General features: G+C 47.0%; 21 protein-coding genes. 9 read left to right on the top strand and 12 right to left on the bottom strand.

Features of this window, described 5'->3' with window-relative positions:
• Positions 1-1,290 (top strand): glucose-1-phosphate adenylyltransferase, encoded by a 1,290-nt coding sequence (locus tag OSC7112_RS12395; protein WP_015176220.1) that lies wholly within the window; start codon positions 1-3, stop codon positions 1,288-1,290.
• A gap of 223 nt (positions 1,291-1,513) precedes the next feature.
• On the opposite strand, the gene OSC7112_RS38115 is transcribed toward OSC7112_RS12395, so the two are convergent.
• A complete protein-coding gene (locus tag OSC7112_RS38115) occupies positions 1,514-1,717 on the bottom strand; it encodes a hypothetical protein (RefSeq protein WP_150111534.1) in 204 nt (67 codons plus the stop codon).
• A 249-nt stretch (positions 1,718-1,966) separates the two neighbouring features.
• On the opposite strand from OSC7112_RS38115, the gene OSC7112_RS12390 reads away from it, so the two are divergent.
• Both OSC7112_RS12390 and OSC7112_RS12380 read left to right on the top strand, forming a co-directional pair.
• Positions 1,967-2,254: a hypothetical protein gene (locus OSC7112_RS12390; protein WP_041622501.1), complete on the top strand. Its 288-nt coding sequence runs from the start codon at positions 1,967-1,969 to the stop codon at positions 2,252-2,254.
• Between the two features lie 347 nt (positions 2,255-2,601).
• The gene (locus tag OSC7112_RS12380) at positions 2,602-3,612 is read left to right on the top strand and encodes a DnaJ C-terminal domain-containing protein (RefSeq protein WP_015176219.1); all 1,011 of its coding nucleotides are present in this window, start codon (positions 2,602-2,604) and stop codon (positions 3,610-3,612) included.
• A 162-nt stretch (positions 3,613-3,774) separates the two neighbouring features.
• Here the strand turns inward: OSC7112_RS12380 and OSC7112_RS12375 are convergent, their stop codons facing one another.
• The 3 genes from OSC7112_RS12375 to OSC7112_RS12365 form a co-directional block, all read right to left on the bottom strand.
• A complete protein-coding gene (locus tag OSC7112_RS12375) occupies positions 3,775-4,050 on the bottom strand; it encodes a DUF1816 domain-containing protein (RefSeq protein ID WP_015176218.1) in 276 nt (91 codons plus the stop codon).
• Positions 4,051-4,291: 241 nt separating this feature from the next.
• Complete coding sequence (locus OSC7112_RS12370; protein ID WP_015176217.1) at positions 4,292-5,047, bottom strand: LmeA family phospholipid-binding protein; 756 nt, start codon at positions 5,045-5,047, stop codon at positions 4,292-4,294.
• A gap of 125 nt (positions 5,048-5,172) precedes the next feature.
• Positions 5,173-5,766, bottom strand: coding sequence for a pentapeptide repeat-containing protein (locus OSC7112_RS12365; protein ID WP_015176216.1), 594 nt, complete (start codon positions 5,764-5,766; stop codon positions 5,173-5,175).
• Between the two features lie 269 nt (positions 5,767-6,035).
• Here OSC7112_RS12365 and OSC7112_RS12360 point away from each other — a divergent pair, with 269 nt between their 5' ends.
• Positions 6,036-7,247, top strand: coding sequence for an RNA-guided endonuclease InsQ/TnpB family protein (locus tag OSC7112_RS12360; RefSeq protein WP_015176215.1), 1,212 nt, complete (start codon positions 6,036-6,038; stop codon positions 7,245-7,247).
• Positions 7,248-7,263: 16 nt separating this feature from the next.
• On the opposite strand, the gene OSC7112_RS12355 is transcribed toward OSC7112_RS12360, so the two are convergent.
• Entirely contained in the window at positions 7,264-8,676 is a 1,413-nt protein-coding gene (locus OSC7112_RS12355) for an HD domain-containing phosphohydrolase (protein WP_015176214.1), read from the bottom strand.
• A 472-nt stretch (positions 8,677-9,148) separates the two neighbouring features.
• Here OSC7112_RS12355 and OSC7112_RS12350 point away from each other — a divergent pair, with 472 nt between their 5' ends.
• From OSC7112_RS12350 to OSC7112_RS12340, 3 genes are all read left to right on the top strand, one after another.
• A complete protein-coding gene (locus OSC7112_RS12350; RefSeq protein ID WP_223300820.1) occupies positions 9,149-9,916 on the top strand; it encodes an LmeA family phospholipid-binding protein in 768 nt (255 codons plus the stop codon).
• A 605-nt stretch (positions 9,917-10,521) separates the two neighbouring features.
• Entirely contained in the window at positions 10,522-10,860 is a 339-nt protein-coding gene (locus OSC7112_RS12345; RefSeq protein ID WP_190274388.1) for a DUF6658 family protein, read from the top strand.
• 150 nt (positions 10,861-11,010) lie between these two features.
• Positions 11,011-11,238, top strand: a complete 228-nt coding sequence (locus OSC7112_RS12340; protein WP_190274387.1) for a hypothetical protein — start codon at positions 11,011-11,013, stop codon at positions 11,236-11,238.
• Between the two features lie 378 nt (positions 11,239-11,616).
• Here the strand turns inward: OSC7112_RS12340 and psb35 are convergent, their stop codons facing one another.
• Positions 11,617-11,811, bottom strand: a complete 195-nt coding sequence (gene psb35, locus OSC7112_RS12335) for a photosystem II assembly protein Psb35 (RefSeq protein ID WP_015176212.1) — start codon at positions 11,809-11,811, stop codon at positions 11,617-11,619.
• 137 nt (positions 11,812-11,948) lie between these two features.
• Between psb35 and OSC7112_RS12330 the strand changes: the two genes are divergently transcribed.
• A complete protein-coding gene (locus tag OSC7112_RS12330; protein WP_015176211.1) occupies positions 11,949-14,888 on the top strand; it encodes a glycerol-3-phosphate acyltransferase in 2,940 nt (979 codons plus the stop codon).
• A 190-nt stretch (positions 14,889-15,078) separates the two neighbouring features.
• Here OSC7112_RS12330 and OSC7112_RS12325 read toward each other — a convergent pair whose 3' ends face one another.
• The 4 genes from OSC7112_RS12325 to OSC7112_RS12310 form a co-directional block, all read right to left on the bottom strand.
• On the bottom strand, positions 15,079-16,800 hold the full coding sequence (locus OSC7112_RS12325; RefSeq protein WP_015176210.1) for a M10 family metallopeptidase C-terminal domain-containing protein: 1,722 nt from the start codon (positions 16,798-16,800) through the stop codon (positions 15,079-15,081).
• Between the two features lie 321 nt (positions 16,801-17,121).
• Positions 17,122-18,342: an ABC transporter permease gene (locus tag OSC7112_RS12320; RefSeq protein ID WP_041623061.1), complete on the bottom strand. Its 1,221-nt coding sequence runs from the start codon at positions 18,340-18,342 to the stop codon at positions 17,122-17,124.
• 217 nt (positions 18,343-18,559) lie between these two features.
• On the bottom strand, positions 18,560-19,777 hold the full coding sequence (locus OSC7112_RS12315) for an ABC transporter permease (protein WP_015176207.1): 1,218 nt from the start codon (positions 19,775-19,777) through the stop codon (positions 18,560-18,562).
• A gap of 227 nt (positions 19,778-20,004) precedes the next feature.
• Positions 20,005-21,873 carry an efflux RND transporter periplasmic adaptor subunit gene (locus tag OSC7112_RS12310; RefSeq protein WP_015176206.1) on the bottom strand — a complete coding sequence of 623 codons (1,869 nt, stop codon included), beginning with the start codon at positions 21,871-21,873 and terminating at the stop codon, positions 20,005-20,007.
• 518 nt (positions 21,874-22,391) lie between these two features.
• On the opposite strand from OSC7112_RS12310, the gene OSC7112_RS12305 reads away from it, so the two are divergent.
• Positions 22,392-22,802, top strand: coding sequence for a hypothetical protein (locus OSC7112_RS12305; protein WP_015176205.1), 411 nt, complete (start codon positions 22,392-22,394; stop codon positions 22,800-22,802).
• Positions 22,803-22,813: 11 nt separating this feature from the next.
• Here OSC7112_RS12305 and OSC7112_RS12300 read toward each other — a convergent pair whose 3' ends face one another.
• Both OSC7112_RS12300 and OSC7112_RS12295 read right to left on the bottom strand, forming a co-directional pair.
• Positions 22,814-23,824, bottom strand: a complete 1,011-nt coding sequence (locus OSC7112_RS12300) for an ABC transporter permease (RefSeq protein ID WP_015176204.1) — start codon at positions 23,822-23,824, stop codon at positions 22,814-22,816.
• Between the two features lie 9 nt (positions 23,825-23,833).
• Positions 23,834-24,385 (bottom strand): AAA family ATPase, encoded by a 552-nt coding sequence (locus OSC7112_RS12295; protein WP_015176203.1) that lies wholly within the window; start codon positions 24,383-24,385, stop codon positions 23,834-23,836.
• Positions 24,386-24,428: the final 43 nt, after the last annotated feature.

Below are 24,428 nucleotides of genomic sequence, written 5' to 3'. Positions count from 1 at the left end.
TTGAAAAAAGTTTTAGCCATCATCCTCGGTGGCGGTGTAGGCACCCGCCTTTACCCCCTAACCAAATTGCGAGCCAAACCCGCAGTTCCCCTCGCAGGCAAATATCGCCTCATCGATATTCCTCTCAGCAACTGCATCAACTCGGAAATAGTCAAAATCTACGTCCTCACCCAATTCAACTCGGCATCCCTGAACCGTCACATCGCTCGCACCTACCAGTTTTCCGGCTTCACCGAAGGATTTGCCGAGGTGCTCGCCGCCCAGCAAACTCAGGAAAACCCCAACTGGTTTCAAGGGACAGCCGACGCAGTTCGTCAATATCTGTGGCTGTTAGAAGAGTGGGACGTTGACGAATACTTAATTCTTTCGGGCGATCACCTCTACCGCATGGACTACCAGAAGTTTGTGCAGAGACACCGCGAAACCAACGCCGATATCACCCTCTCAGTTTTGCCTATGGACGAGAAGCGGGCCTCGGATTTCGGTTTGATGAAAATCGACGACAACGGCCGCATTATTTCTTTCAGCGAAAAGCCAAAAGGTGATGCGCTCAAACAAATGCAGGTGGATACTACTAAACTGGGACTGACAGCGCAGCAGGCTCAGGAAAGTCCTTACATTGCTTCGATGGGGATTTACGTCTTCAAAAAAGAAGTTCTGATTAAACTTCTGAAAGAATCTCCCACCCAAACAGATTTTGGTAAAGAGATTATTCCGAATAATGCAAAAGACCACAACGTTCAAGCTTATTTGTTTGACGATTATTGGGAAGATATCGGAACCATTGAGGCTTTTTACGAGGCTAACTTGGCTCTGACAAAACAGCCTAAGCCGCCTTTCAGTTTCTACGATGAAAATGCGCCGATTTATACTCGCCCGCGTTTCTTACCGCCGACTAAGCTTTTAGATACTCATGTGACGGAATCGATTATTGCTGAAGGCTGCATTCTCAAACAGTGCCGGATCGACCATTCTGTGTTGGGAGTTCGATCGCGCATTGAAGCTGGATGTACGATTCAAGACACCCTGGTGATGGGTGCTGACTTTTACGAACCCGACGCCGAACGGCATTCTAGTTTGGACAGCGGCGGCGTCGCCCTCGGTATCGGTGCAAATACTACAATTCGCCGCGCGATTGTGGATAAAAATGCCCGCATTGGCCGCAATGTTCAAATAATTAATAAAGACCAAGTGGAAGAAGCCAACCGCGAAAACCAAGGTTTTTACATCCGCAGCGGCATTGTCGTAGTCCTGAAAAATGCCACGATTCCTGATGGAACTATCATTTAGTTATTAGTCATTAGTCATTAGTCGTCAGTCATTAGTTTTTTAAGTTAACATCTGTTACCTCTCAGCAAGTGACGGATGATAAATAAGTAAATTAGTGACAGAGTACCAATGACCGATGACTGATGACTGATGACCAAATTCATTCTTTTTTTGTTGATTATTAGTTCCCACCGCTGATGTAGGTTGTCGAAATACTTGGCTTTATTCAAAGGCTCGCGCATTATTAATAAGCGACAGTCTCTGTTACTGTCTGCCGCGATACAGATATGTCCGCTCGCCTGCGTCTGGCGAATAGCTTCTGATTCTTGTATTTGCGCTGGTAGCACGACTGACAAATGCGCTGCCCGTTTCTGAGTACAACAGGACTCTCGGAACTATCTTTCCACTCGTCGCAGCAGCCGCAAGGCCAACTTAGCAAATAATTCATAATGTTAGCACCCTCGTAGCGTTAAAAGCCGATCGCTCTACTATCCTATCTTAATGTTTTATAAAAGTGTGTGATGTAGCTAACAGACAGCGGAGAAATTATGTTATATTACTTTGAGTTAAATCTATTCAGAGGTTGTAAAAAAGAAATTTTATAGCACGGGTCTGGGGGGAATAAAAAATATAGAGAAATTTTGTGTAAGAACGGCGCAATTTAGGGTATTATATAGTCACAATTAAGAAACCTGATTTGACAGAACTTGCTGAGGAAAACCTGCTAAGATTTGGATTGGGCGATCGAGCTCGTTTCGAGAAGTTCGTAAGCCGGGGCGTAGCCATCGCACCGCGCCCCGGAAAAAAAGACCAAAAAAGATCGATCGTCCGCGCCAGCCAACCCTCCCGGGCTCGCGCCCGCAACAGCAGCAGCTTTCCCCCCCTCACCTCAACCGGGCTGCCCCCTCCCGAAAGCCCTAAGCCTCATAACTCCCCAAAAGTGTTCGCCGCAGGAGTTTCACGGTCTCAAAGCTCACAGGTATAGCAACGGCCTCTAGGGTAAGGACGTTGTTAATTGATGAAAGCATGGTTTTTGCTGTCGAATGCCAAAAGCATTTCTAGAGGCGGCTGCTCCGGCTCCCTTCAACACGAGAGAACCGAATGCTATAAAATCTTAAACAGCAGCGGAGTGTGGAAATTGCGATCGAACGCCAAGCAACAACCGAACTCGATCGAGTCCAAACCTTTGATAACCTATAATTTGAATGAGATGCCGCAGGCACTTAGGCTCCTGGCATTATACTAATGCGCCATCCTGTGGCTAATTTGGGATTTATTCTTTCTAACAACTAACAACTAACAAATAACAACTAATAAAGAGGGGATTGCTTAATGGCTGCAACAGATTTTAAAGACTATTACGCTATTTTGGGACTCAACAAAACTGCCAGTTCTGACGAAATTAAAAAAACTTTCCGCAAACTAGCCCGCAAATATCACCCGGACATGAACCCCGGGAACAAAGAAGCCGAAGCTCGTTTTAAAGAAGTAAACGAAGCTTACGAAGTTCTCTCAGACCCTGAAAAACGCAAAAAATACGACCAATACGGTCAATACTGGAAGCAAGCTGCCACAACTCCAGGTGGATGGCCGGGCGGGGGCAGTACGAATGTAGACTTTGGCGGGGTTGACTTCAGCGAGTACGGCAGTTTTGACGAATTTATCAATGCCTTGCTAGGTCGCGCAGGTAGTAGTCCGGGTAGTGCCCGCAACGCCAAGTGGAATTACAGCAACTACCGCAGCACCAGCGGCGGGCCCACAGGTTTTGGGGGATTTGAAGATTTCGCGGGGTACGAAAACCGCAGTGCCGGAAGCTCTCTCGACACCGAGGTCGCCATTTCCCTGACTCTGGGAGAAGCATTTCGGGGAACTTCTAAGCGAGTCGCCACGGGCGAAGTTTCGATTCCAGCAGGAGTGAAAACCGGCAGTAAAATTCGGATCAAAGGCAAAGGTCAAGTTGACCCATACACGAAGCAGCAGGGAGATTTGTACCTAAAATTAGAAGTTTTGCCTCACGCTTTCTTCCAGTTTGAGGGAGAGAATTTGGTCTGCGAAGTGCCGATAACTCCCGACGAAGCGGTGTTGGGAGCTTCAATGGAAGTGCCGGCGCCTGAAGGTAGGATCACTGTGAAAGTTCCTGCGGGGATTCGTTCGGGTCAGTCTTTGCGGTTGCGGGGCAAAGGATGGCCGAAACCGAAGAAAAACGAGCGGACTGATTTGTTGGTAAAAATTGCGATCGTGCCACCGAAAGAAATTAGCAGTGTAGAACGCGAATGCTATGAAAAAATCAAAGCAAATCGCACTTTTAATCCTCGCAGTAATCTCAATCAGATGGTGCTTTGAAAAAGCGTGCATTTCTCGGACGCAAATAAGATTCTTTCTTCACTATTTCATCGGGACACAGCATTGTTGTGTCCCGAGTGTATGCCAGCGCGATCTCATTTGAAAAATACCCTGTTAATAAGTCAACTTTTCTTCGCCCGTAATTTGCACTGTCCAACCTTCTCAAGACTCTTCGCTAGCTCTTAGCTGAGTAGGTTGGCTACCTTGTTTGAGGTTGATGGTAATTTTTTTAGCTCCTTTGTTCTCCAGGTCTCGGATGTAGCCGGTCGATCTGTCGGAAGCTTCCTCTCTGCTGTCATAGGGCCCAAAGTAATAGGTACGCTTTGGCGAATCTGTATCAACTTCTACCCACCATTCGTCGCGTCGGCTGCTGCTAGCAGGTTGAGCTAGCAGCCAGAAAGCCGTGAAAAACATACCCAACATAGAGATTTCAAACATATTTACCTCTGGGAATACTTAAGTAGTTTTTACTATTCTCAATTTATCAACGCAACGGGAGCGATCGGCTCGTCCTCAGTGCTGATTTTGCGTCGATCGCCTTTAGATGCGAGATTTGAGATATTAGATTTTTCTTCCCATCTAAAATCAAAAGCAAAACCCGCCGGTGCGGGTTGTTTGCTAACTGAAAAATTCTGTTTTTCCGAACTAGAGGGCTGGGAAAACCTCAGCAGGCTGAGGTTTAGCGCTTGCCTTTGGGGAACTGTTCGATGCCAGCCCAACCGTAGAAAACCAGCTCGTCGTTCTGAACTCGGCAGCGGTCTACTCGCAGTTGAGTGCCTTCTAAGGCAAATTTGTCTAAGTCTAGCAAGTTATTTACGTGGGCAATGATCGCTTGGCCCAAGTCTACTGCTTGCCCGTCACCGCCGTAAGTAACGCTGACAAATTGGATTTTGCGTCTGTCTTCTACTTGCAATTGAGCAGTAATATCTATTTTGACCGGTTCGCTGGCATCGCCTACGGTAATTTCGGACTGAAGCCGAATTGATTTGTCGGTTCCGAAGCTGACTTCAGTGTTTTGAAAGTGCAGAGATTGCTCTTGGTACTTCAGCTTCTGGAGTTTTTCAACTACAAAAGGTGTATTGAATGAGGTGGTTAAATCCGATCGACTTAAGACTACTCGCATATTTGCCTGGGTAGGCTGGCGCAATTTCACTTGACCTGCAAAAATTGCCCCAAAATCTATGGAGACTGCTTGCAGGTAGAGTTCCATCACTTCTATGCGGAGGCCGTTGTACATCAACATACCTTTGCCAACGAAGTCGAAACCGTCGATGCTTCCCTGCAAGAGTTTGGCTACTGGTTCGACTCGGATGTTGGCCTCGGCCTTTTCAGAACGCTTGAATAAGGCTGCGATCGCAGCTCCTGCTACTTTACTAACAAGGCGATCGCCACTTTGACCTTGAAAGGATGTACCGCTAAACAAAGCTGCTACCATTTATTCGTTTGCTCATCTACAGTCCCCATTATAACCCTTTATTAAGAAATGTAAAAATCGCTTGTGCTTATTCACTTCATAAGCAGATATTGTTTTTTTGTCGGTCTTCAAAACAACATTGAAATTTAAAGGCTCAGGGGGGTGCCTTGGAGACAGGCGCGATCGAGCAACGCTCCATCCCAAAGGGTTTGTTCGATCGTGGCGCAAAGCAAATTAGCCCCCGTCAGGTTAGCGCCGCGCAGTACGGCTCCATTCAGGATCGCTTCTTCCAAGTCAGCTCCTGACAAATCTGCGCCGGACAAATTGGCATGGCTCAAATCGGCGGAGTGCAAAATTGCCCGAGCCAAAGCAGCGCCCCGCAAATCGGCGCCGCGCAAATCGACACCGCTCAAATCCAAATTGCCGATCGATGCCCCCGTCAAAAAAGCACCCCCAAAACTTGCGTCGCGGACTAAAGCGTTAGCGAAGGAAGCTCCCCGCAAATCGGCATTGCGAAAATCTGCGCCTCGCAAGTCAGCACCGCTCAAGTCAGCCCCTCGGAGGTTGGCTCGCAATACGGCCCGCTGCAAGTTAGCGCCGACGAGATTAGCTCCACTCAAGTTTGCTTGAGACAAGTTAGCATCGGCGAGATCCGATCCCGCTAAGTCTTTGCCGGCTAAATCAGTGCCGGCCAACATCAAAATTTTGCCTTTGCGTATGGCTTCGAGGTCATTAGTCATTAGTCAGTTGTTGGTTGTCAGTTGTTGGTTAACTGTCAACTGTCAACTGTCAACTGTCAACAGTCAACAGTCCAGTTATAAATAATACCCTGAAAACCCCGCGACTTTAGTCCGGGGATGAAAGGGGTAAGGAGGCTTTAGCCTCCCAGTCTATTTTCTGAGCTCTCAGGATGGCGCTGTCAAGTAAAACCATGTAAATCTTTGTGAACAACTAGAGGGATGTTAAGCCGACTCTGGTAGCATAAGACTATCGTGATGAGGTCGAAGTCATGTTAGTTTTTGAGTTCAAAGCATCGGGTAAAAAGCAGCAATTTGACGCTGTAGACGAAGCAATTAGAACAGTGCAGTTCATCCGAAACAAAGCACTGCGGTTTTGGATGGAAAACGAAAAAGTTGATAAATACGCATTGAACAAGTATAGCGCTGTTTTAGCTAAGGAATTCCCGTTTTGCGACGAATTGAACAGCATGGCTCGACAATCGAGCTCAGAAAGAGCGTGGTCGGCAATCTCCCGATTCTACGACAACTGCAAAAAGAAAGTCCCAGGCAAAAAAGGATTCCCGCAATTCCAGAAACACAACCGCTCCGTCGAATACAAGACTACGGGCTGGCGTCTGGCAGACGACCGGAAATCAATCACTTTTACCGATAAAAAAGGAATCGGAAAGCTCAAGTTAAAAGGAACGCGCGACTTACATTTCTCTCAGCGCAGTCAAATCAAACGAGTACGTTTGGTGAGACGGGCAGACGGATATTATGTCCAGTTTTGCATTCAAGTTGACCGTTCTGAAAAGATTGAAATCACGGGTAACGCCATCGGGTTAGATGTAGGACTTAAAGAGTTTTACACTGACTCAAATGGCATTGCAGTCGATAACCCGCGTTTCCTCCGCAAGGGAGAACGCAGGTTGAAGAAAGCCCAAAAACGAGTTTCAAAACGAGTCAAGGGTTCGCAAAACAGAAAAAAAGCTAGAGCGATTCTAGGGAAGCGCCACCTCAAAATCAGCAGACAGCGTAAAGATTTTGCCGTGAAGTTGGCAAGATGCGTCATCCAGTCTAACGACTGTGTAGTCTACGAAGATTTGAGGATTAAAAATATGGTGAAGAATCACTGTCTGGCAAAATCGATTAACGACGCATCTTGGTATATGTTCCGAATTTGGTTGGAATATTTTGGCAAAGTATTCGGAAGAATTACGATTGCTGTGCCAGCTAACGGAACAAGTCAAGAATGCTCTAGTTGCGGAACAATTGTTAAGAAAAGTCTCTCAACGCGAACCCACGCTTGTCGGTGTGGGCTTGTCCTTGACAGAGATTGGAACGCAGCTAAAAACATCCTGAGTCGGGGATTGAGTACGGCGGGGCACGTCGGAACTTGGATCTTAGATCCGAACGCTTGTGGAGAATTGACCGCTACCGATGTTGAAGTAATTCTGCACCGGCAAGTCGATTCTGCGAATCAAGAATCTCCTCGGCTTTAGCCAGGAGAGTGTCAATTTACAATGCCGGAGCGGTCGCGGTCGTTCGATCGCCCAAATCCTCCAACCACACGTTAGGCAGTTGGCTAGGGCGGTTCGGTAACTGCATCAAACCCATTTCTGCCAGTCTGACGACGTTGCTGAGAGTTTCCACCAAAGCCGGATCGAAGCGAGTTCCCGACAGTTCCCGGCACTGTTCCAAAGCTTCGCTCAAACTCAAAGCCGGACGATCGCCGCGCGGTTGAGTCAGTTCTTGAAAATCAGCGACCAACCCCAAAATCCGCGAAGCAATCGGTATCGCTTCGGCTCGCAAACCGTCTGGTCTGCCGCTGCCGTCCCAATATTCGAGTTGGTGCTTGACAATTTCCGCTACAGGTGCTAGTTCCGGCATTGCTTGCAGCAGTTGGGAACCAATGAAACTGCGATCGCGCCAAAATGAGAAAGTTGCTGGGTCAAAACCATCGGGAGTGCGATCGAACACCTCATTCGGGGCCGAAACTAAGCCGACTCGAAATAACAATCCAGCCAGCCGCAGCCTCCGCAACTGCAAAGCCGGCAAATCCAGCAGTTGACCCAAAGTTTCCGACAAAGCCGCCACCTGCAAAGACGCTGTAGGATTTGAGGTATCGCGTTCGTCCACGCGCTGGGCCATCCGCAGAAAAGCTTGAAGTTTGTTAGCGTTCAAATTGCGGCTGACGCGCAAAGCTTGACCTTCCAATTCCCACAACTCGCGGGTTTGGCGGTTAATTGCTACCATTTGCTGCTGAGAACTTTGCAGGTAAGTGACTATCCGCGATACCACGCCACTAATGTCTGCCAAGGGCGGGCCAATGGTAGCCTGGATGTCGCGGTACATTGCCAGCAAACTGTCGGCTAGGGGAGAGTTGTAATGTCGCGTCTGTTCTATAAAAATTTCTGCTGCAGCCGAAACCAAAGACTGGTCAAACGACCACAAACCGTAGAACTTTCGTTCTGTATCTACTTCAGGCTTGCCCTCTGGCAAGTATTCCTCGGCTGAAAGTTCGCGGCAAAGCACCATGGCTTTGTATGTCGGGGCGAGAATGATTAAATTCCATTCTTCGATTATGGGGTCGTTCTCATCGAGATTTATTAAAGATACATTTTCTAATTGCCCGGTTTTGTGGGTAGCGAAACCGCTGTCGGCTACCGCACCGATGACAACGTGCCGAGAGGCATTAGCAATATCTAGGTAGCGATCGGCTTCCTGTAAATACCATTTACCCTGCTGAAACGTCACCAAAACTAGGGGTTTGAGTTCGATATCGTCCCCGCCGCTAGTTTGCAAAATGTGGTCTTCTAGGGCGTGACACAGGGCTACTAGGGTGTTTTTGAAGTATACCCCGTAGCTAGAAGGCAGTTTTCCGTCGGGAAGTGTAGCTTGTAGTCTAGCGAGAGTTGATTCTGAATTCATTGCAAAAAGCGGTGCCTGCTCTTACTTATTGTAGCGGGCGATCGAACTTCTAGAAAAGACTTTTGGCAAAAATCCGAGTTTTTGAGTTTTCACCGCTTCGCAACCGAGTCAATCGATTTGAGATTTGAGATTTGAGATTTGAGATTTTAGAATTGAAGCATTGACCCACCCCAACAACGGATACCGTGCCACGTACTCCTGTCGTGGAAAGATCAAAATTTTCTACCCTAGTTCAAACTCCCAGATTTATCTGTGGGGTAAATCTCAAATCTCAAATCTCAAATCGACTGACCCCGCGGATGAATCCGGAGGCTTGTATCCTGGATGCTTGATTGTCAATGTAGAGTACGCCGAACAGTACCTGATTAATTTGAATAATTTTCTAGAAACCCTCTGTCTTTGGCTGAGTTTTTTTCACACGAGAAACCTGCCGAGAGGAAGACGGTAAATAACTTAGGTATTAACTACTATTTTGAAAACGATATTATCAGGAATTCTGAGCGTGCTTCAACAAAATAGAAGTTTTGGGGAACAGGCGATCGACAAAGTAGCCGAGATTGCTATTGCTAGCAAATTAGACGAATCCGAAAATTTGTCTGTCACAGTTAACACCGATCCGATCCAGCTAGCCCAGGGAGAAGTAGAGGCCGTTGCCGTTGAGGGCAAAGGATTGGTAATGCAACAAGATTTGCGCGTGGAAGAATTGCAAATTCACGTCAAGGATATTGCTGTCAATCCCCTGACCGCTATGTTTGGCAAAATAGAACTGAACGGGCCTGCCTTCGGTGGGGCGCGCGCAGTTTTAACAGAAAGCGATATCAACCGCGCTTTTAATTCCGAATACATCAGCAGGAAACTGAAAAACTTAAAAGTTACTGTTGACGGACAACTGCGGACAATAGACGTTAAAACTATTGAGTGCCAATTGCTAACCGGAAAAATCGCTTTAAATGCTGAGGTATTGGTGCAGGAAACTGCCTCAACTGTAAAGATTTATTTTACAGCAAAACCTCAAATCGCAGCGGGCGGTTGGGCAATTTCTCTTCAGGATGTCGAGTATCCCGAAAACAAGGAATTTTCGCCGGAGTTAACTGAAGCTTTGGCGGACAAAGCTGGTGAAGTTTTAAACTTGCGAAATTTTGAACTTGAGGGAATGTCCCTGCGAATTCAGCAGCTAAATGTGGAAGCTGGTTTGCTGACTTTGCAAGCTGAAGCGAAAGTCGAAAAATTCCCTGATTAGCAGTAGCGTTCTGAGGTTAGGTATGAGAATTAAATAAAGTCCACTTTTCATGACTGTTGTGGGATGGGCGTCCCGCCCGTCCCAGAAGAAAAAAGGGAAATTATTTAATTGACGATCCTTAGTAGCTGGTAGGGTAGGTCAATTGATTTTAGATTTTAGATTTTAGATTTTAGATTTACTCTCCAGATGAATCTGGGATCTTGAACCTGAGTCTAAAGTTTTTATATTTCCACGCCAGTAGTCGTTCGCAAGTATCCGTTTTTGGGCGCGGTCAAAAACAGAAAAGCTTTTGTCATCAAGCAATTATTGGAACGCACCCGAAGACTGCGCTTTGAAAGTACCTCCGCCCTTTTCTTCTCCGTCGGATACGCGAGTTTCTCAACCGAAATTTCTCTAGAAATCCGGGTAAAAAAACGGGTTTATAGAGACCGGCGTGTTAGTCCTACCAAAAATAATCTCTCGAAGGCGATCGCACTTTTTAAATCCCTCTAAAGTTAGAGAAAAATAGATAGCAATATGCGGCAAAGTATCACCGCAGTTAGAGGTAGGTATGGGGAGTTTATTTTTACTGTTTATAAGTAGTAGTAAAAATTTGGAAAAATTTTGTGAACACTGTAACTGCTTTTTTTAAAAGACTGCGTATCGGTCGATTTTTGACTCAATTTTTGACTGTATTTATGGCAGGTGTGCTGCTGTTTACCAGTACCGCTTGCAATTCGGGCGATGTTCGAGGTGCTCGGCCTGAGAATCCTCCCGTTCAAATGGGAGGAATGAATAACCCCCACAAGGCCGGTGGAGATGGATACACGAATTATCAAATGTCTACTGACCCTAAAGTCAATCAATCGCCTGCTAAAGCAGAAAAGAATCGGGCTGATTTGTCGATCGCAGGCGATCGTCTTCTGGCCTCGACTACCGCTGAATCTAATTCCTCAAAGGAATGAGAATTAAATAACTTACACTCTTGAAAGTGGGGTGGGCTCTTATAGCCCGCCCTTTTTGGACGGGCGGAATCGGCCCATCCCACCATAACAATTAAAATTGTAAGTTATTTAATTCGCGATCCAAAGCTGCTTGATCCGGGTTCTGCACCGATGGAAACTGACAAGTTTGACCCCGCACTCGGCGGAGATAAAACTCTGTTAGAAGCGCCAGACGGACAGCCGGCTAAGGATCAACCGATATTCGATCGCAGCGATCCCGATGCCAATATTTTAGAGAGAGTAGGCGCCGCCTTTAAGGATGCTTCTGGTTTCCTCAAAGATAGCGCTGAAGATGCCAAGGAAAGCTCGGTTACGAAACTGAATCCGCTGCAAAAATAAGCAAGCAGAACTGGCGCGGTATAGCCAATTTGTAGGGGCTTTTTCTGAATAGTCCCTACACAATATTCACAAGACTTACCCAGAACTTCTATATCAGTCTTAGACCCAGCATCTGTAGCTGCACTGGGCGCACCTTGCGCTATATGTATCTATCGTCTAAAACTACTTTTTAGCCTTATTCCTGTATATGTGGGGTGCTTAGGGGCGCACCTTAATTGTAGATTGTAGATTGAGATTTGAAATTTCTAGGACTTGTGCAAAACATGGAAAAGCGAACCATTGAAATTGCCGCGACTGCTGGCAATTACCAACTCGCAATGACCGAGTTTTCTCATTAATGCACAAGTCCTGCTTTTATTTCTCTAAAGAAACTTTGTTTTATTTACGTTTCGAGTCAGAAACATCAGCAATCAAATCGTCTTTGTCAACTTTCGGTACAAAATCAGGGCGTTCTTTGGATTCCCAACCGGGGGGACGCTTGGAATTGTACCAGGCGATCGAGCCGATCGTAACTGCGGCAATAAAGCCAGCCACAAGAACTAATATTGGGGTCGTCAAGCTGACATCTGTCATGATAGTTAAATCCTTATCTGCTCTACTTTTATATTATCTTAAGTGCTAATGCCGTTTTGTTGATATATCTGAAGACAGAAAAAGTGAGAGAATTGCCGTGATAATGGTTAGAGGTTGAAAATAGGAGAGCTGATTTTATGCCGTTGGGGACAATAGCATTGCTGTTGGCTGCTAGTTTCAGCCTGGGTGCTTTACCGCTAACGGGATGGGCGGTGCGAGTGTTTGCCCGCCGAGATTTGAGGGCGCTGGGTACGGGGAATGTGGGCGTGTCGGCTGCTTTCATTCACGGGGGGAAATTAGCGGGAATTGCTGCGGTGTTGGCGGAAATTGCCAGGGGTATGGTGCCGGTGTTGGCGGGGCGATTTTGGTTCCCGGATGCACCGGAGATCGCGATCGCGCTGTTAATTCCGCTAGTTGCGGGCAGATATGCGATCGCCCGAGGTGGAGGGGTGACAAACGCTGTTTGGGGTCTTTTGGTCTTTTCGCCGCCGGTGGCTGTTTCATCGGGCATTTGGGGGCTGCTGGTGTGGGGTTTGGCACAGCGGTGGTGGGGTGAGGGCGATCGGGCGAGACTATTTGCTTCCCGTTGCGGATGTCTGTGTACGCCAATTTGGGTTTGGGTGTGGCGACAATCAATCCCCGAATTTTTAGCAGCAGCAGGATTAGCTGTTTTGTTAGCAGCAATTAATTTCATTCAGGGTGATGATATGGCTTTATCTAAATCAGAGCAATTGTTTTCTCTTGATGACTCGTTAGATGCGGCAATCTGCGGCGATAAAGCTGCTAAATTGTCTCAACTGAAACGCGCAGGTTTTAACGTACCTGCTGGTTGGATATTATCACAAGAAGCGCGCATCGGGCATCGGGCATCGGGCATCGGGCATCGAGGAAATAGCGATGAATTGTCGTCAATTCCCAATGCAGTCATTCAAACTCTAAAATCCCAAATCCAAAATCGAATGATTGTGCGTTCTTCTGCTGCGGGAGAAGATGGCAATACCAGTTCCGCCGCCGGACAATATCAAACCATTGGGCCTGTTTCAACTAAATCAGAATTGCTCGACGGCATTAATCGCTGCCGCCAGTCTTATTGGACTGCCGAAGCTGTGGCTTACCGCCGACAGCGACAATTGCCCGATACCCAAATGGCTGTATTAATTCAGCCTTATATTGACAGCCAAATTGCGGGAGTCATGTTCAGTCGCAATCCTTTAGATGGTGGTTCCCAGGTAATTATAGAAGCTTTACCGGGAGGAGCCGAAGCTGTTGTCGGCGGACAATGTACTCCGGTTCACTTAGAAATTGATTTTAGTAAACCTGAATTATTAGAAAAACAATTAAATGAACTTCAAAGTAATTCAATAATTCCTCAATATATTATAGCAGAATTGGTGAAACAAGCGCAAGCAATTGAAGCATTTTTTCACGGAGTTCCCCAGGATATTGAGTGGAGTTGGGACGGGGAAAAAGTTTGGATTTTGCAAAGCCGCCCAATTACTAATTTGCAGCCTTTTTGGACGCGCACTATTGCAGCAGAAGTGATTCCCGGTGCAATCCGCCCGCTAACTTGGTCGATTAACCGGCCGCTGACTTGTGGGGTTTGGGGAGAAATATTCAAGGTGGTTTTGGGCGATCGCGCGATCGGCTTAAATTTTAACGAAACTGCAACTTTGCTGGGTTCTCACGCCTATTTTAATGCGACTTTGTTGGGCGAAATCTTTCGGATGATGGGATTGCCGGAGCAGGGTTTGGAATTTTTGCTGAGAGGGCAAAAAATGGGCAAGCCGCCTTTGGGGAAGATTTTGCCCAATTTGCCTGGTTTGTGGCGTCTGGTGCAGCGGGAGAGGGCGCTCAATGCAGAATTTAATGGCGATCGTACTTCTATTTTCCTCCCGGCACTGCAAAGTTTGCAGAATTACCAATTACCAATGCCCAATGCCCAATGCCCGATGCCCGATCATCAATATTTAACGGAATTGTTGGAGAGAGCGGAGCAAATTCAGGAGTGGCTGAAACCGATTACTTACTACAATATATTAGGGCCGATCGGGCTGGCTATTCGCAAGGCAATTTTTCGAGTTGACGATGACTGGCTGGAGAATGATAGCGCTCCTGAAATTGCTTCGGTGCGAGTTTTACAGCAGTTGGCTCAGAAATTGCGGCAAGCTGCTGTTTCGCAGCCTGACGAAACTGTTTCAGTGGCACATTTAGCACAGACATTTGCTGAAAGTCCGGCTTTACAAGCAGAATTTGAAAAGTGGCTTGATACTTACGGATATTTGAGCGAGGTGGGAACCGATATCGCTGTTCCTACTTGGCGAGAACAGCCGGAAATTTATCAAAAATTGCTAATAACTATGGCTCAAAAAGCCGAAACTAATTTAGTTGAAAAGCGTGCAAAAAAATTGAATTTTTCGCAGAATTCGCGATTAGATAAATGTCAAGAAAGAGCGATTGTCAAAAACGAAATTAGCGAAATTTACGCGCGGTTGTTGGCTCACCTGCGCTGGACTTTTTTGGAGATAGAAGCTTGCGGATTGGCAATGCAGGTGTTTCAGGAAAGCGGGGATATTTTTTATCTGGAATTTGGGGAAATTCAGCAGTGGATTCGCAGCGGCGCGAGTGTTTCTTTTCAGGATACAATTAGCCAAAGGCGCGATCGCCTGGCAGCCGATCGCGATCGCCAGATTCCCCCTGTAGTCTACGGCAATTTGCTGCCAAATTCTCAGACAAGGGCGATCGACTCCGCAACATCTGCAACTAATATCCTCCAGGGAATTCCCGCAAGTATCGGTCGTGTCGAAGGCTTTGTCAAGATTTGCCGCACCGCGAGCGCGGATTTAGGAGAAAATGCGATCGCAGTAGTTCCTTACACCGATGCAGGTTGGGCACCGCTGCTATTAGGAGCAACAGCAATTATCGCCGAAGTTGGCGGCCAACTATCTCACGGAGCAATCATCGCTCGCGAGTACAAAATTCCCGCAGTTATGAATATTTCTGAAGCTACAACTCGCTTGCGAGACGGTCAAAAAGTCCGAGTAGACGGGTATCTAGGCACTGTAGAATTGCTCGAATAATTAGCAACAGGCTTTCCGGCCTGTTCCACAAAGAGTTGATTTCTTGTGGAACAGGCAGCTTGCGGAACGGGCTCTCCGGCCCATTCCGCAATAAAATTGAGTTTTGTGGAACGGGCCCCAGAGCCCGTTCTTGAAAATTGTGAAAGATGTAAACTCAAACCCATAATCTTGTAAACCCCCCCCGACTTTCTTACACTAAGAAATTCTGGACAACATAGTTCCCCACATTTCTACCCGCACTCAAGCCGTTTAGATTAGCACTCATGAAATGGATGCCTCCGTAAAGGCGACTCATGCCCGATTCGTCGGCCGCTTCGGTGAAGTTCTCGTAGGTTCGCAAAGTGTTGACAGATGGATCTCCCTTGTCCCCAAAGCCAAAATCCGAACCAAATACAGAACTCATAACGGCATCTGCCGCACCGCTAAAGGTACTGTGACCCGACGTGTACTCAGGGAAAGGGGGAGTAGTTAGCAGCGGCGTCCACTGGGGGTCGGCTGTCGTGTTCGGGTTGTTGTCCGTGTCCGCTTGGCGAATAGCTGTCACCGGCCGCCAGGAGTTGTACTGGAACTTAGCATCCCAGCAGCTAATAGCTGCATCGGCTTCGGCAATATTCAGCAGGGCGAACAAGCGGGCGTTATCTTCCAGGGAGTTACCTGCCAGGGCCGAGGCATCTTGGGCGATTTGGTTCCAGTGGCCCGGAGGGGTAAACGTACCTGCGCCGTTGGCCCAGAATTTGGCGATGGCTGTTTGGTCTGGGGTGCGCGTGAGGCTGTCACTTTTGCCGATTTCTTTGACGTAGTTAACTTCCTCTGCGTACTTGGCGCTGTCAAGGGCGGGCGGGCCCGACGGGCGAAACTGAGAACCGCTAGTCATCGCAAAAGGAGTAACTTCTCCCCACTGTGGCGCCAGCGCGGCCGCAAGGGCAGGGGGAGTCGGCACCCAACTACCGGGTTCGGTTTTGGGGGTGTACTGCACTACTTTCGTGATGCCATCTGTACTCCGCAAACTGATAATTTGGTCGGCAACTTGCTGTCCGAGGGCGATGCCGTCTTGTTTTGCTTTGCCGTCGGGAATTTTTGCTAGAGATGATTGCAATGCTGCGTCGAATTTACCTGCTTGTGCCGGGTAGAGGCTGACTAGGGTGCGGTGGGCTGCGGCTGCTGTGGCTGCTTCTTCTGATGCCCCTGCTGGTGCATCTATGCTGACGCGGTAAGGGCTGTATTTTTTGCTAATAGAATTAACAGAGTCGTAAATGGCTGCGTGAACCATTGCCATGTTGCGGGAGGCTAGCGGAGGCGCAGTGCTGGCTGTCCGCACGGCATCAAGTAAGGTTGTATTCCAGTCTAGGACAGCGTTTCCTGATATCTGAGTTGTGAAGTTGTTGCGGTTGATGGTGTCGCTGTTGACTCCTTGCAATACTGCTAAATACTCCCCGGTAAGTTTGTCTTGAATTACGGTGCTGTTGGGGTTCGTGCCTGGTTGGATGTTTAAATCTTCAAAGGTGAGACCGTCGAGCAATCGAATTTTGTCATTGCCGTTGCCGAAGTCGGCGATGTAGTCGGCTGTGGCTACAGTTGGGCCACCGCTGCCTTTAGCAATGGCAAATATATCATCGCCTGTGCCGCCGCTCACGGTATCGCTACCTGCGCCCGCATAGATGAGATCGTTGCCGGAATCGCCGGCAATTAGGTCGCTGCCTTTGCCTCCCCAGAGGATGTCGTCGTCGTCTCCGCCAACAATCGTATCGTTGCCTTGGTCGCCGCAGATTTTGTCTTTACCTGCATCGCCTTCGAGATAGTCATCTCCGCTTTTGGCATAAATTATGTCGTTGCCATCCAAGCCGTTAAATTTGTCTGCTTGGGTGGTTCCTTCGAGATAGTCAAATTGAGGACTAGGAGTCAGGGATGCCATGTTGATTTATTGGATATTTTGATTAAAGGGCAAAGGTTCGTATCGTCTGTAGATGCTTAGGTGTGTTTACCCCTGATTTAATAGTATTAAACTTTCTGGTTGATAAGTAAATGCCAAAATTAAGCTTTATCTAATATTTAACGAGCTTTTAATGAAGTTTTGCGCTTTTAATCTGCGTAAAAATACAGACATTGAAACTGCATTGAATACTGCAAGGTTGTTAATTTTTTATAAAAAAACAGTTGTTTTTTATCTGGAGAGCAATATAATTTTTACCAGCATAAAAGGTGCGGATTGTGTAACTGAATAAGTAGATATTTATTAAGCACTTCTCAAAGCTGCGATCGGGTCGAGTTTGGCGGCTTGGCGGGCGGGAACAACGCCGAAGAAGAGGCCGACTGCACCGGATACACTGACAGCAAGGACGATCGCCACTGGTGATATTCCAGCTTGTAAGGGCGTGAAACTACCTACAAGTAAGATACCGCCAATACCTACGCAAGTACCGACTATCCCTCCGGCGGCTGATAAAATTACTGCTTCGACAATAAATTGAAATAAGATATCTTGTTGAGATGCGCCGATCGCCTTTCTGAGCCCAATTTCCTGAGTGCGTTCGCTAACGGACACAAGCATAATGTTCATAATGCCAATGCCGCCGACTAATAGGGAAATGCTGGCAACAGCAGTTAACATAAGTGTTAGAGCCCCAGAAATCGCACCCATTGTTGCCATTAAATCCTTCTGATTTCTCACTGTAAAGTCATCTTCGGTGGTAACTTTGTGCCGCAATCTCAGCAGGTTTTCCACCTGAAATTGCGCCGCGTCCATTTGCGATTCATCTTTAATCGAAATAAATATCGACGTGACAGCCAAACCGTAGGGAGATTTGCGCCCGACTATGCGATTGGCCATTGTGGCGATCGGCACAGCCGCCGAGTTATCGTAATTCGTACCAAAAGATGTGCCTTTGGGCGCCAATACTCCAATTACTTTGACGCTGACATTTTTGATCCGCACTTGTTCGCCCAAGGGATTTGTATTGCCAAAAAGTTTCTCGGCCAATTCTGAACCGAGAACCACAACTTGGTTACTTTGCTTAACATCTAGTTCGGTCAAAAACCGCCCTTTTGCCATTTCAAAGCTTCTGACTTCTAGAAATTCTGGAATCGTGCCAAAAATTAGAGATGAGACATTTTTGTTGCTGTAGCGAACTATTTCGGAACTGTTAAGTTCTGCTGACACGCCTTGAACGGAGGGGACTTGAGTTGCGATCGCCTTTGCATCTTCTACTATCAGTGTTTGAGGCGCACTTGATATGGTACTTCGCCTAGCGTTGGGAACTCCCGGCCTCACGATTAATACGTTTGTACCCAGGGATTGAACTTGTCCTGCTACAAATTTTTGAGCTCCTTCTCCAATTCCAATCATGGCAATTACTGAGGCATTGCCGACAATCATCCCGATCATTGTTAAACTGCTGCGAGTTTTGTTTGCTAGCAGCGTTTGACCTGCCATTTTTACGCTTTCAATAAAATTCATAATTTGGGAATTGGGAATTGGGAATTGGGCATCGGGCATCGGGAATTGGTAATTGAAACCAACAAATAACCAATGACTAATGACTAAGCTGTCGCGCATCTAAATTAGATTTTTAGGGCGGGCTCATAGGCCCACCCCACAAGACTTTTAATAAAAATTACTATACAAGTTAGATGCACGCCAGCTTAATGACTAATGACTGATGACTAATGACTTCTTAAGCACTTCTCAATGCCACAATCGGGTCTAATTTAGCAGCTTGTTTTGCAGGTACGATGCCGAAAAATAAGCCGATACTGCCGGAAACACCGACTGCAAGTGCGATCGCCACTGGGGAAACACTAGCTTGCAGGGGAGTAAAAGCAGAGACTAAAAGCACGCCGCCGATACCGAATCCAGTGCCGATCGCCCCGCCTGCCGCTGACAAAATCACAGACTCGATCATAAACTGAATTAGGATATCTTGCTGAGAAGCTCCGATCGCCTTTCTCAGCCCAATTTCCTTCGTGCGTTCGGTAACAGAAACCAGCATGATATTCATAATCCCGATGCCGCCGACAAACAGCGAAATTGCCGCCACGAAAGCCAACATCAACGTCAAAGCACCAGTAATACTGCCCAAAGTCTTCATTAAATCTTTCTGGTTGCGAACCGTAAAATCATCCTCTTTAGTGATTTTATGACGCAACCTGAGCAGATTTTCTATTTGAAATTGGGCTGCTTGCATCATAGTTTCATCTTTGATTGCAACCGAAATAAATGTTACTTTTGTACCGTAGGGAGACGAGCGACCCACAATTCGATTTGCCATCGTAGTCAGCGGCAAATAAACATTCATATCTTGATTGTCGCCAAAACTTGAGCCTTTCGCCTGCATGACACCAATCACTTGAAAAGTCGAGTTTTTGATGCGAATGTATTGACCGAGTGGCTGTGTATTACCAAACAATTGTTCTGCTGCTTCCGATCCTAAAGCAACCACATTTTCTTGTCTTTCTAAATCTAATTTGTTTAAAAATCGACCTTGACCAACATCAAAGCTTCTGACTGTCAGAAATTCTGGGGTAGTTCCCACAATGGAAGATGAGACATTTTTGTTGCGGTAGGTAACGAGTTGACTTTCATTGAGAGTTGGTGCGACTTCTTCGACAGAAGGAACTTGAGATGCGATCGCCTCTGCATCTTCCACTACTAAAGTCTGGGGCGGAATCACCGGGCGGGTTTGCGCTTCAGGACTTCCGGGAATAATAAATAGCAAGTTTGAACCCAGAGAGTTAACTTGTCCCTCGATAAATGTTTGAGCTCCTTCGCCGATACCGATCATAGAAATGACAGAAGCATTACCTATGATAATTCCTAACATCGTCAAGCTGCTGCGAAGCTTGTTTGCCATCAAAGTTGTGACAGCCATTTTGACGCTTTCAACAATATCCATAATTCGATTTTAGATTTTCGATTTTAGATTAGGGAATTGGGAATAGATTTTAGTTATTGGTGGGCAGGATATCCTGCCCACCCCACAATCAAAATCACTCTTTGTGGAACAGGCATCTTGCCTGTTCTTAAGACTCAAAATCACTCTTTGTGGAACAGGCATCTTGCCTGTTCTTAAGAATAGTGCAAAATGTGAGTTATTAGGCTCTTCCTCCCATGCCCTATACCCTATTTCTGATTTTTGATAATATCCTCTAATTTTTTACCTTGAGGAAGTTCGGTAAAAACGCGATCGCCCGCTTTTGCACCCTCTAAAATCTGAATCTTGTTGCCAATAGTCGATCCAACGGTAACAGCTTTAAACTTCGGCTGTTGTTTCTCATCGGGAACTAGCACACCCGTTTGACCTTTATTAGTGACAATTGCCACCGTAGGCACAACTAAAGCATTGCTCAGCTTTTGACCGACAAATCTCAAATCTACATTCATCCCCGATTGCAGCGACTCTTTGCCCGTGTCGATCGCAACTCGCACTTGAAATAGCGTCACATCCCGTTCCTTAACAGCTTCCGGCGCAATTAATTTAACGCGGCCTTTAAACACTTTATCTGGATAAGCATCGGCGACTATTTCAACTTCTTGACCCGGTTTAATTTGACTGATATCAGCCTCCGGGACTTTAGCCAAAACTTCCACATCTCTAGCTAAAGCGACAATCGATGTCGAAGTGGCCGAAGTAGCTTCCGAGGCCGAAGTGGCCGGAGTTACAAAAGCTCCTTGGATCGCGTATCTTTGGGTAATAATTCCCGCAAAAGGAGCGCGAACTTTCGTATCTTCTAACTGCACTTCTTGAAAGCGGACTTGAGCTTGAGCTTCGGCTAATTCAGCTTTAGCTTGAGCTATTTCTTCCGGGCGAGAACCGTTTTCTTGTGCCGCCAATTGGCTTTTAGCTTCAGCAACTGCTGCTTCGGCTTTAGCGATTTCTTCTGGACGGTTGCCGTTTTCTACTTGCGCTAATTTGCTTTTAGCTTCGGCAACTTCTGCTTCGGCTTTGGCGATTTCTTCCGATCGCGTACCGTTTTGCAATTGATTCAATGCTTGCTGCTCGACTTGCACAGCAGCTTGCAGTTGCTGAATTTGCGACAGCCGATTTTCTTGCAGTTGTTGCAGGCGTTTTTGGGATTCTGTTACTTTAGCTTGGGCAGTACGATTTTCTTTGATCAGTTCATCCAGTTTATCTTGAGCCAGAGCACCTTCTTGCACTAACGGTCGATTGCGTTCTACCCGCTGAGCAGTTAGTTCGGCTTGGGCTTTACTCGAGTCAATTTGCGTTTGTGCTTGGGCAATTTCTTGTTTGACACTGCCGGTTTGAGCGTCTGCTAAACGAGCTTGAGCTTGGGCTAAACGTGCGCGCCCTTGGCTGACTTCTTCCACGCGGCTGCCGGCTCGCAGTCGCTGCAAGCCTGCTTGAGTTTGCTGCAAGCGGGCTCTGGCTCCTGCAACTTCTTCCACGCGGCTGCCGGCTTGGAGTTGCGCGAGACTGGCCTCGGCTTGCTCTAAGCGCGCTCGGGCGCTGGCGATGTCTTCCGATCGATTCCCGGCTTCTATTTTGGCGAGTTTTGCTCGCGCGCTGGCTTCGCGGGCTTTAGCTTGCTGGAGTTGAGCTTCTACATCGCGGCTTTCCATGCGGGCCACGATTTGTCCTGCTTCGACTTTATCGCCCTGTTCCACAAATAATTCTGCGATCCGGCCGGAGCCTTTGGGGCTGAGATTCACGCGCTGTACCGGCTGCACCGTGCCGCTAGACGTGATCCGCACCGTGAGGTTTTGCGCTTCCACCGGCACTGTCATAGTGGCGATCGCATCTGCTTTCGGCTGCGATCGACTTTTTGCTATATATATGGTGGTCGGTACAGCTAGCAACCCGGCTGCAACCAACCCAATCGCCCACCGCTGCGGTTTGCGCGCGGGTTTCTTCGGAGACTGCTTTTGGGCGGTTTTGGTCTCTGCAATTTTGGTCTCTGCGGCCTTGGTGTCTACAGTCTGAGTATCTTCCACCTTGACCTGAGCAGTTTCCGTTTTAGGGCTAACGATCATACCGACTCACCTAATTTAATCTCAGGATTACCTTAAAGGTAAAATTTTTGCTGATGCGTGGCATCGTCTTTCAGACTCATCCGATCGGGTGATTTAAAAAAAGTTCCCCAACCAGCACCTGTAAACAATTATAGCTAATCTTTGCAACTTATTAAATAATGTTAAGTTTTTTCAGCCAAAAGAGGTGGGCCCAAACAGAATCGCTCCCGGCTGTTAGCAAATAAAAATATATTTTAATAAATAATATCATTTTTGGGAGATCGGGGCGCGCTCCTCAGCAGCAACAAAGGCGGATCTGACAGCGGGCGATCGACCGTCACTAGGTGATTGCGGGCTCGTGTTAGCGATCGCAGCGGACTCTGCCAGTGCGAATCTCGCAACGACACAGTATGGACACACTTATTCTCATAAACCCGGTTTCACGGGTAGCGGTGCGTAAATCCTGAATCCATATCCGCCCTGTGCCCGCAACAGGTTAAAATATTTTGCAAATCCGTTAAAAATGGAAAATCAAAATAATGAATCGTCCTCAAAGCGTTACAGTTCTGGCCATCTTGCAGGTAATTAGCGGCGTATTCAGCCTCCTTGACGGCTTGTTCATCTTACTTTTTGCTGGCATTTTTGGCGGTCTCGGTGCGGCTGTAGGCGGGGCAAAAGTTGGTACTGTAATCGGCGGCTTCATTGCAATTTTTGCTGCGATCAGTTTTATTTTAGGCCTCCTCTCCTTACTCTTAGCTTGGGGTTTGTTTCAACTAAAAAAATGGGCTTGGACGGGAACGTTAATTGTCCACATCATCGCCACCCTCGCGCAAATTGCCAAAATGTTGGGCAGCGGCGGTACAGCAGTCAATTTTTTAACTCTGGGTTTTGCAGTGGCTAGCATTTACTACCTGCTGCGACCGGATGTTAAACAAGCATTTCTTGTCTGATTTCTTTTTAATTAACGGTACTGAATTCTCGGATCGAAAAAAGCATAGGAAATATCAACAGCCAGATTAATCAGTACAAAAGTTACAGCCACAAAAATAACTCCTCCTTGGACAATTGGGTAATCCCGCGTCAAAATACCGCTATAAATCCAAGAACCAATTCCCGGCCACGAAAAAATCGTTTCAGTCAGAATAGCGCCGCCTAAAAGAGTGCCGAACTGCAAACCGATTGTTGTGACGATCGGCAAAAACGCATTTTTCAAAGCGTGTTTCAAAATCACCCAATATTCCGGCAATCCCTTAGCCCTCGCAGTGCGGATGTAATCTTGAGAAAGCACTTCCAGCATCGCCGAACGAGTGATGCGAGCTATAATAGCCAGGGGAATAGTTCCTAAAGTCAAAGCTGGCAGGATTAAATGGGCGATCGCATCCCGTAAAGCCGCCAAATCCCACCTCAGCAACGCATCCAAAATATAAATACCCGTCATCGACTTAAAACCCAACCCCAAATCTACACTAATCCGCCCGCTAGGAGGCAGCCATTTCAGATAAACAGCAAACAAATAAATCAATATCAATGCCAACCAATACACGGGCAAAGATACGCCAATTAACGAACCACTCATCGCGAGATTGTCCAGCCAGCTATTTTTCCGAACAGCAGCCAAAATCCCCGCCGGAATTCCGATAACAAGTGCCACTAACATCGCCACCACAGACAGTTCAAAAGTAGCAGGCAAGCGACTTGTAATTTCATCAATTATCGGAATACCGCTAATAATACTATTTCCCAAATCCAAGCGCAGCAAACTCCATAAAAAAGCCAAATATTGCAAAGGCAAAGGCTGATTCAAACCTAATCTTGCTCTCAACATTTCCACCTGTTCGGGAGTTCCCCGTTCTCCCAAAAGCACTGTAGCTGGGTCTCCCGGTATCAAATGCAAAAATATAAATACTAGCAGAGTGATTCCGAAAAGGACTGGCAATAGTCCCAGCAAGCGTTTAGCAATATATTGAAACATCAGTCGATCTCATTCACCTTGCAAATTTGCCAAAATCCGATCGACCGTTTCTTCTACCGTTAGATGGGTTGAATCCAGCCAGTAGCCAAAGCGAGGAGTTTCGGTACGGAGAATGCGATCGAATGCATAAACCATTGTTTCGTTGGCATATCCGGTTTTCGTTCTTGCTGCATCCCGTGCAGCTACAACTTCTGCCTTCGGACACAGAACGATCGCCGACAACGGCACATCGTGGAAAGTGGCAAGTACCTCAGCCAGTGCCGAACCAATGATGATGTCTTGATAAACGACCGTAAAACCAGCCTGGAGATAGTGTCGCGCTGCCATTGCTGCCAGGTGATACCGCAGTTGAAGCTGCTGATATGCCTCTGCTGACAAATTTAACGCCATTTCCGCCTGTCCATTCACAATCATGCGACGAAAGATATCGCCGCGAAGGTGGACACTTTTGGGCAACCGTTCGGCAAGTGATTGGGCCACACTTGATTTTCCGGCAGCCATGTTCCCGGTAATCAAAATAATTTGTGGCTGATGATTTGCAGGTTGCTGATTGCTCTCCATATTGTTTGTTAAGGTAAATTCATGTAAAGTAAGATAACCCAGG

The organism is Oscillatoria nigro-viridis PCC 7112 (genome assembly GCF_000317475.1).
In the GTDB taxonomy this organism is placed as follows: domain Bacteria; phylum Cyanobacteriota; class Cyanobacteriia; order Cyanobacteriales; family Microcoleaceae; genus Microcoleus; species Microcoleus nigroviridis.
The sequence above is the reverse complement of the archived record's forward strand: the minus strand, read 5'-3'. Positions and strand labels throughout refer to the sequence as shown.

What these genes read in the sequence shown, in the direction of transcription:
- OSC7112_RS38115 (WP_150111534.1), bottom strand. Translation starts at nt 1,717, where the DNA reads ATGAATTATTTGCTAAGTTGGCCTTGCGGCTGCTGCGACGAGTGGAAA.
- OSC7112_RS12380 (WP_015176219.1), top strand. Translation starts at nt 2,602, where the DNA reads ATGGCTGCAACAGATTTTAAAGACTATTACGCTATTTTGGGACTCAAC.
- OSC7112_RS12375 (WP_015176218.1), bottom strand. Translation starts at nt 4,050, where the DNA reads ATGTTTGAAATCTCTATGTTGGGTATGTTTTTCACGGCTTTCTGGCTG.
- OSC7112_RS12370 (WP_015176217.1), bottom strand. Translation starts at nt 5,047, where the DNA reads ATGGTAGCAGCTTTGTTTAGCGGTACATCCTTTCAAGGTCAAAGTGGC.
- OSC7112_RS12365 (WP_015176216.1), bottom strand. Translation starts at nt 5,766, where the DNA reads ATGACTAATGACCTCGAAGCCATACGCAAAGGCAAAATTTTGATGTTG.
- OSC7112_RS12360 (WP_015176215.1), top strand. Translation starts at nt 6,036, where the DNA reads ATGTTAGTTTTTGAGTTCAAAGCATCGGGTAAAAAGCAGCAATTTGAC.
- OSC7112_RS12355 (WP_015176214.1), bottom strand. Translation starts at nt 8,676, where the DNA reads ATGAATTCAGAATCAACTCTCGCTAGACTACAAGCTACACTTCCCGAC.
- OSC7112_RS12340 (WP_190274387.1), top strand. Translation starts at nt 11,011, where the DNA reads ATGGAAACTGACAAGTTTGACCCCGCACTCGGCGGAGATAAAACTCTG.
- psb35 (WP_015176212.1), bottom strand. Translation starts at nt 11,811, where the DNA reads ATGACAGATGTCAGCTTGACGACCCCAATATTAGTTCTTGTGGCTGGC.
- OSC7112_RS12330 (WP_015176211.1), top strand. Translation starts at nt 11,949, where the DNA reads ATGCCGTTGGGGACAATAGCATTGCTGTTGGCTGCTAGTTTCAGCCTG.
- OSC7112_RS12325 (WP_015176210.1), bottom strand. Translation starts at nt 16,800, where the DNA reads ATGGCATCCCTGACTCCTAGTCCTCAATTTGACTATCTCGAAGGAACC.
- OSC7112_RS12320 (WP_041623061.1), bottom strand. Translation starts at nt 18,342, where the DNA reads ATGAATTTTATTGAAAGCGTAAAAATGGCAGGTCAAACGCTGCTAGCA.
- OSC7112_RS12315 (WP_015176207.1), bottom strand. Translation starts at nt 19,777, where the DNA reads ATGGATATTGTTGAAAGCGTCAAAATGGCTGTCACAACTTTGATGGCA.
- OSC7112_RS12310 (WP_015176206.1), bottom strand. Translation starts at nt 21,873, where the DNA reads ATGATCGTTAGCCCTAAAACGGAAACTGCTCAGGTCAAGGTGGAAGAT.
- OSC7112_RS12305 (WP_015176205.1), top strand. Translation starts at nt 22,392, where the DNA reads ATGAATCGTCCTCAAAGCGTTACAGTTCTGGCCATCTTGCAGGTAATT.
- OSC7112_RS12300 (WP_015176204.1), bottom strand. Translation starts at nt 23,824, where the DNA reads ATGTTTCAATATATTGCTAAACGCTTGCTGGGACTATTGCCAGTCCTT.
- OSC7112_RS12295 (WP_015176203.1), bottom strand. Translation starts at nt 24,385, where the DNA reads ATGGAGAGCAATCAGCAACCTGCAAATCATCAGCCACAAATTATTTTG.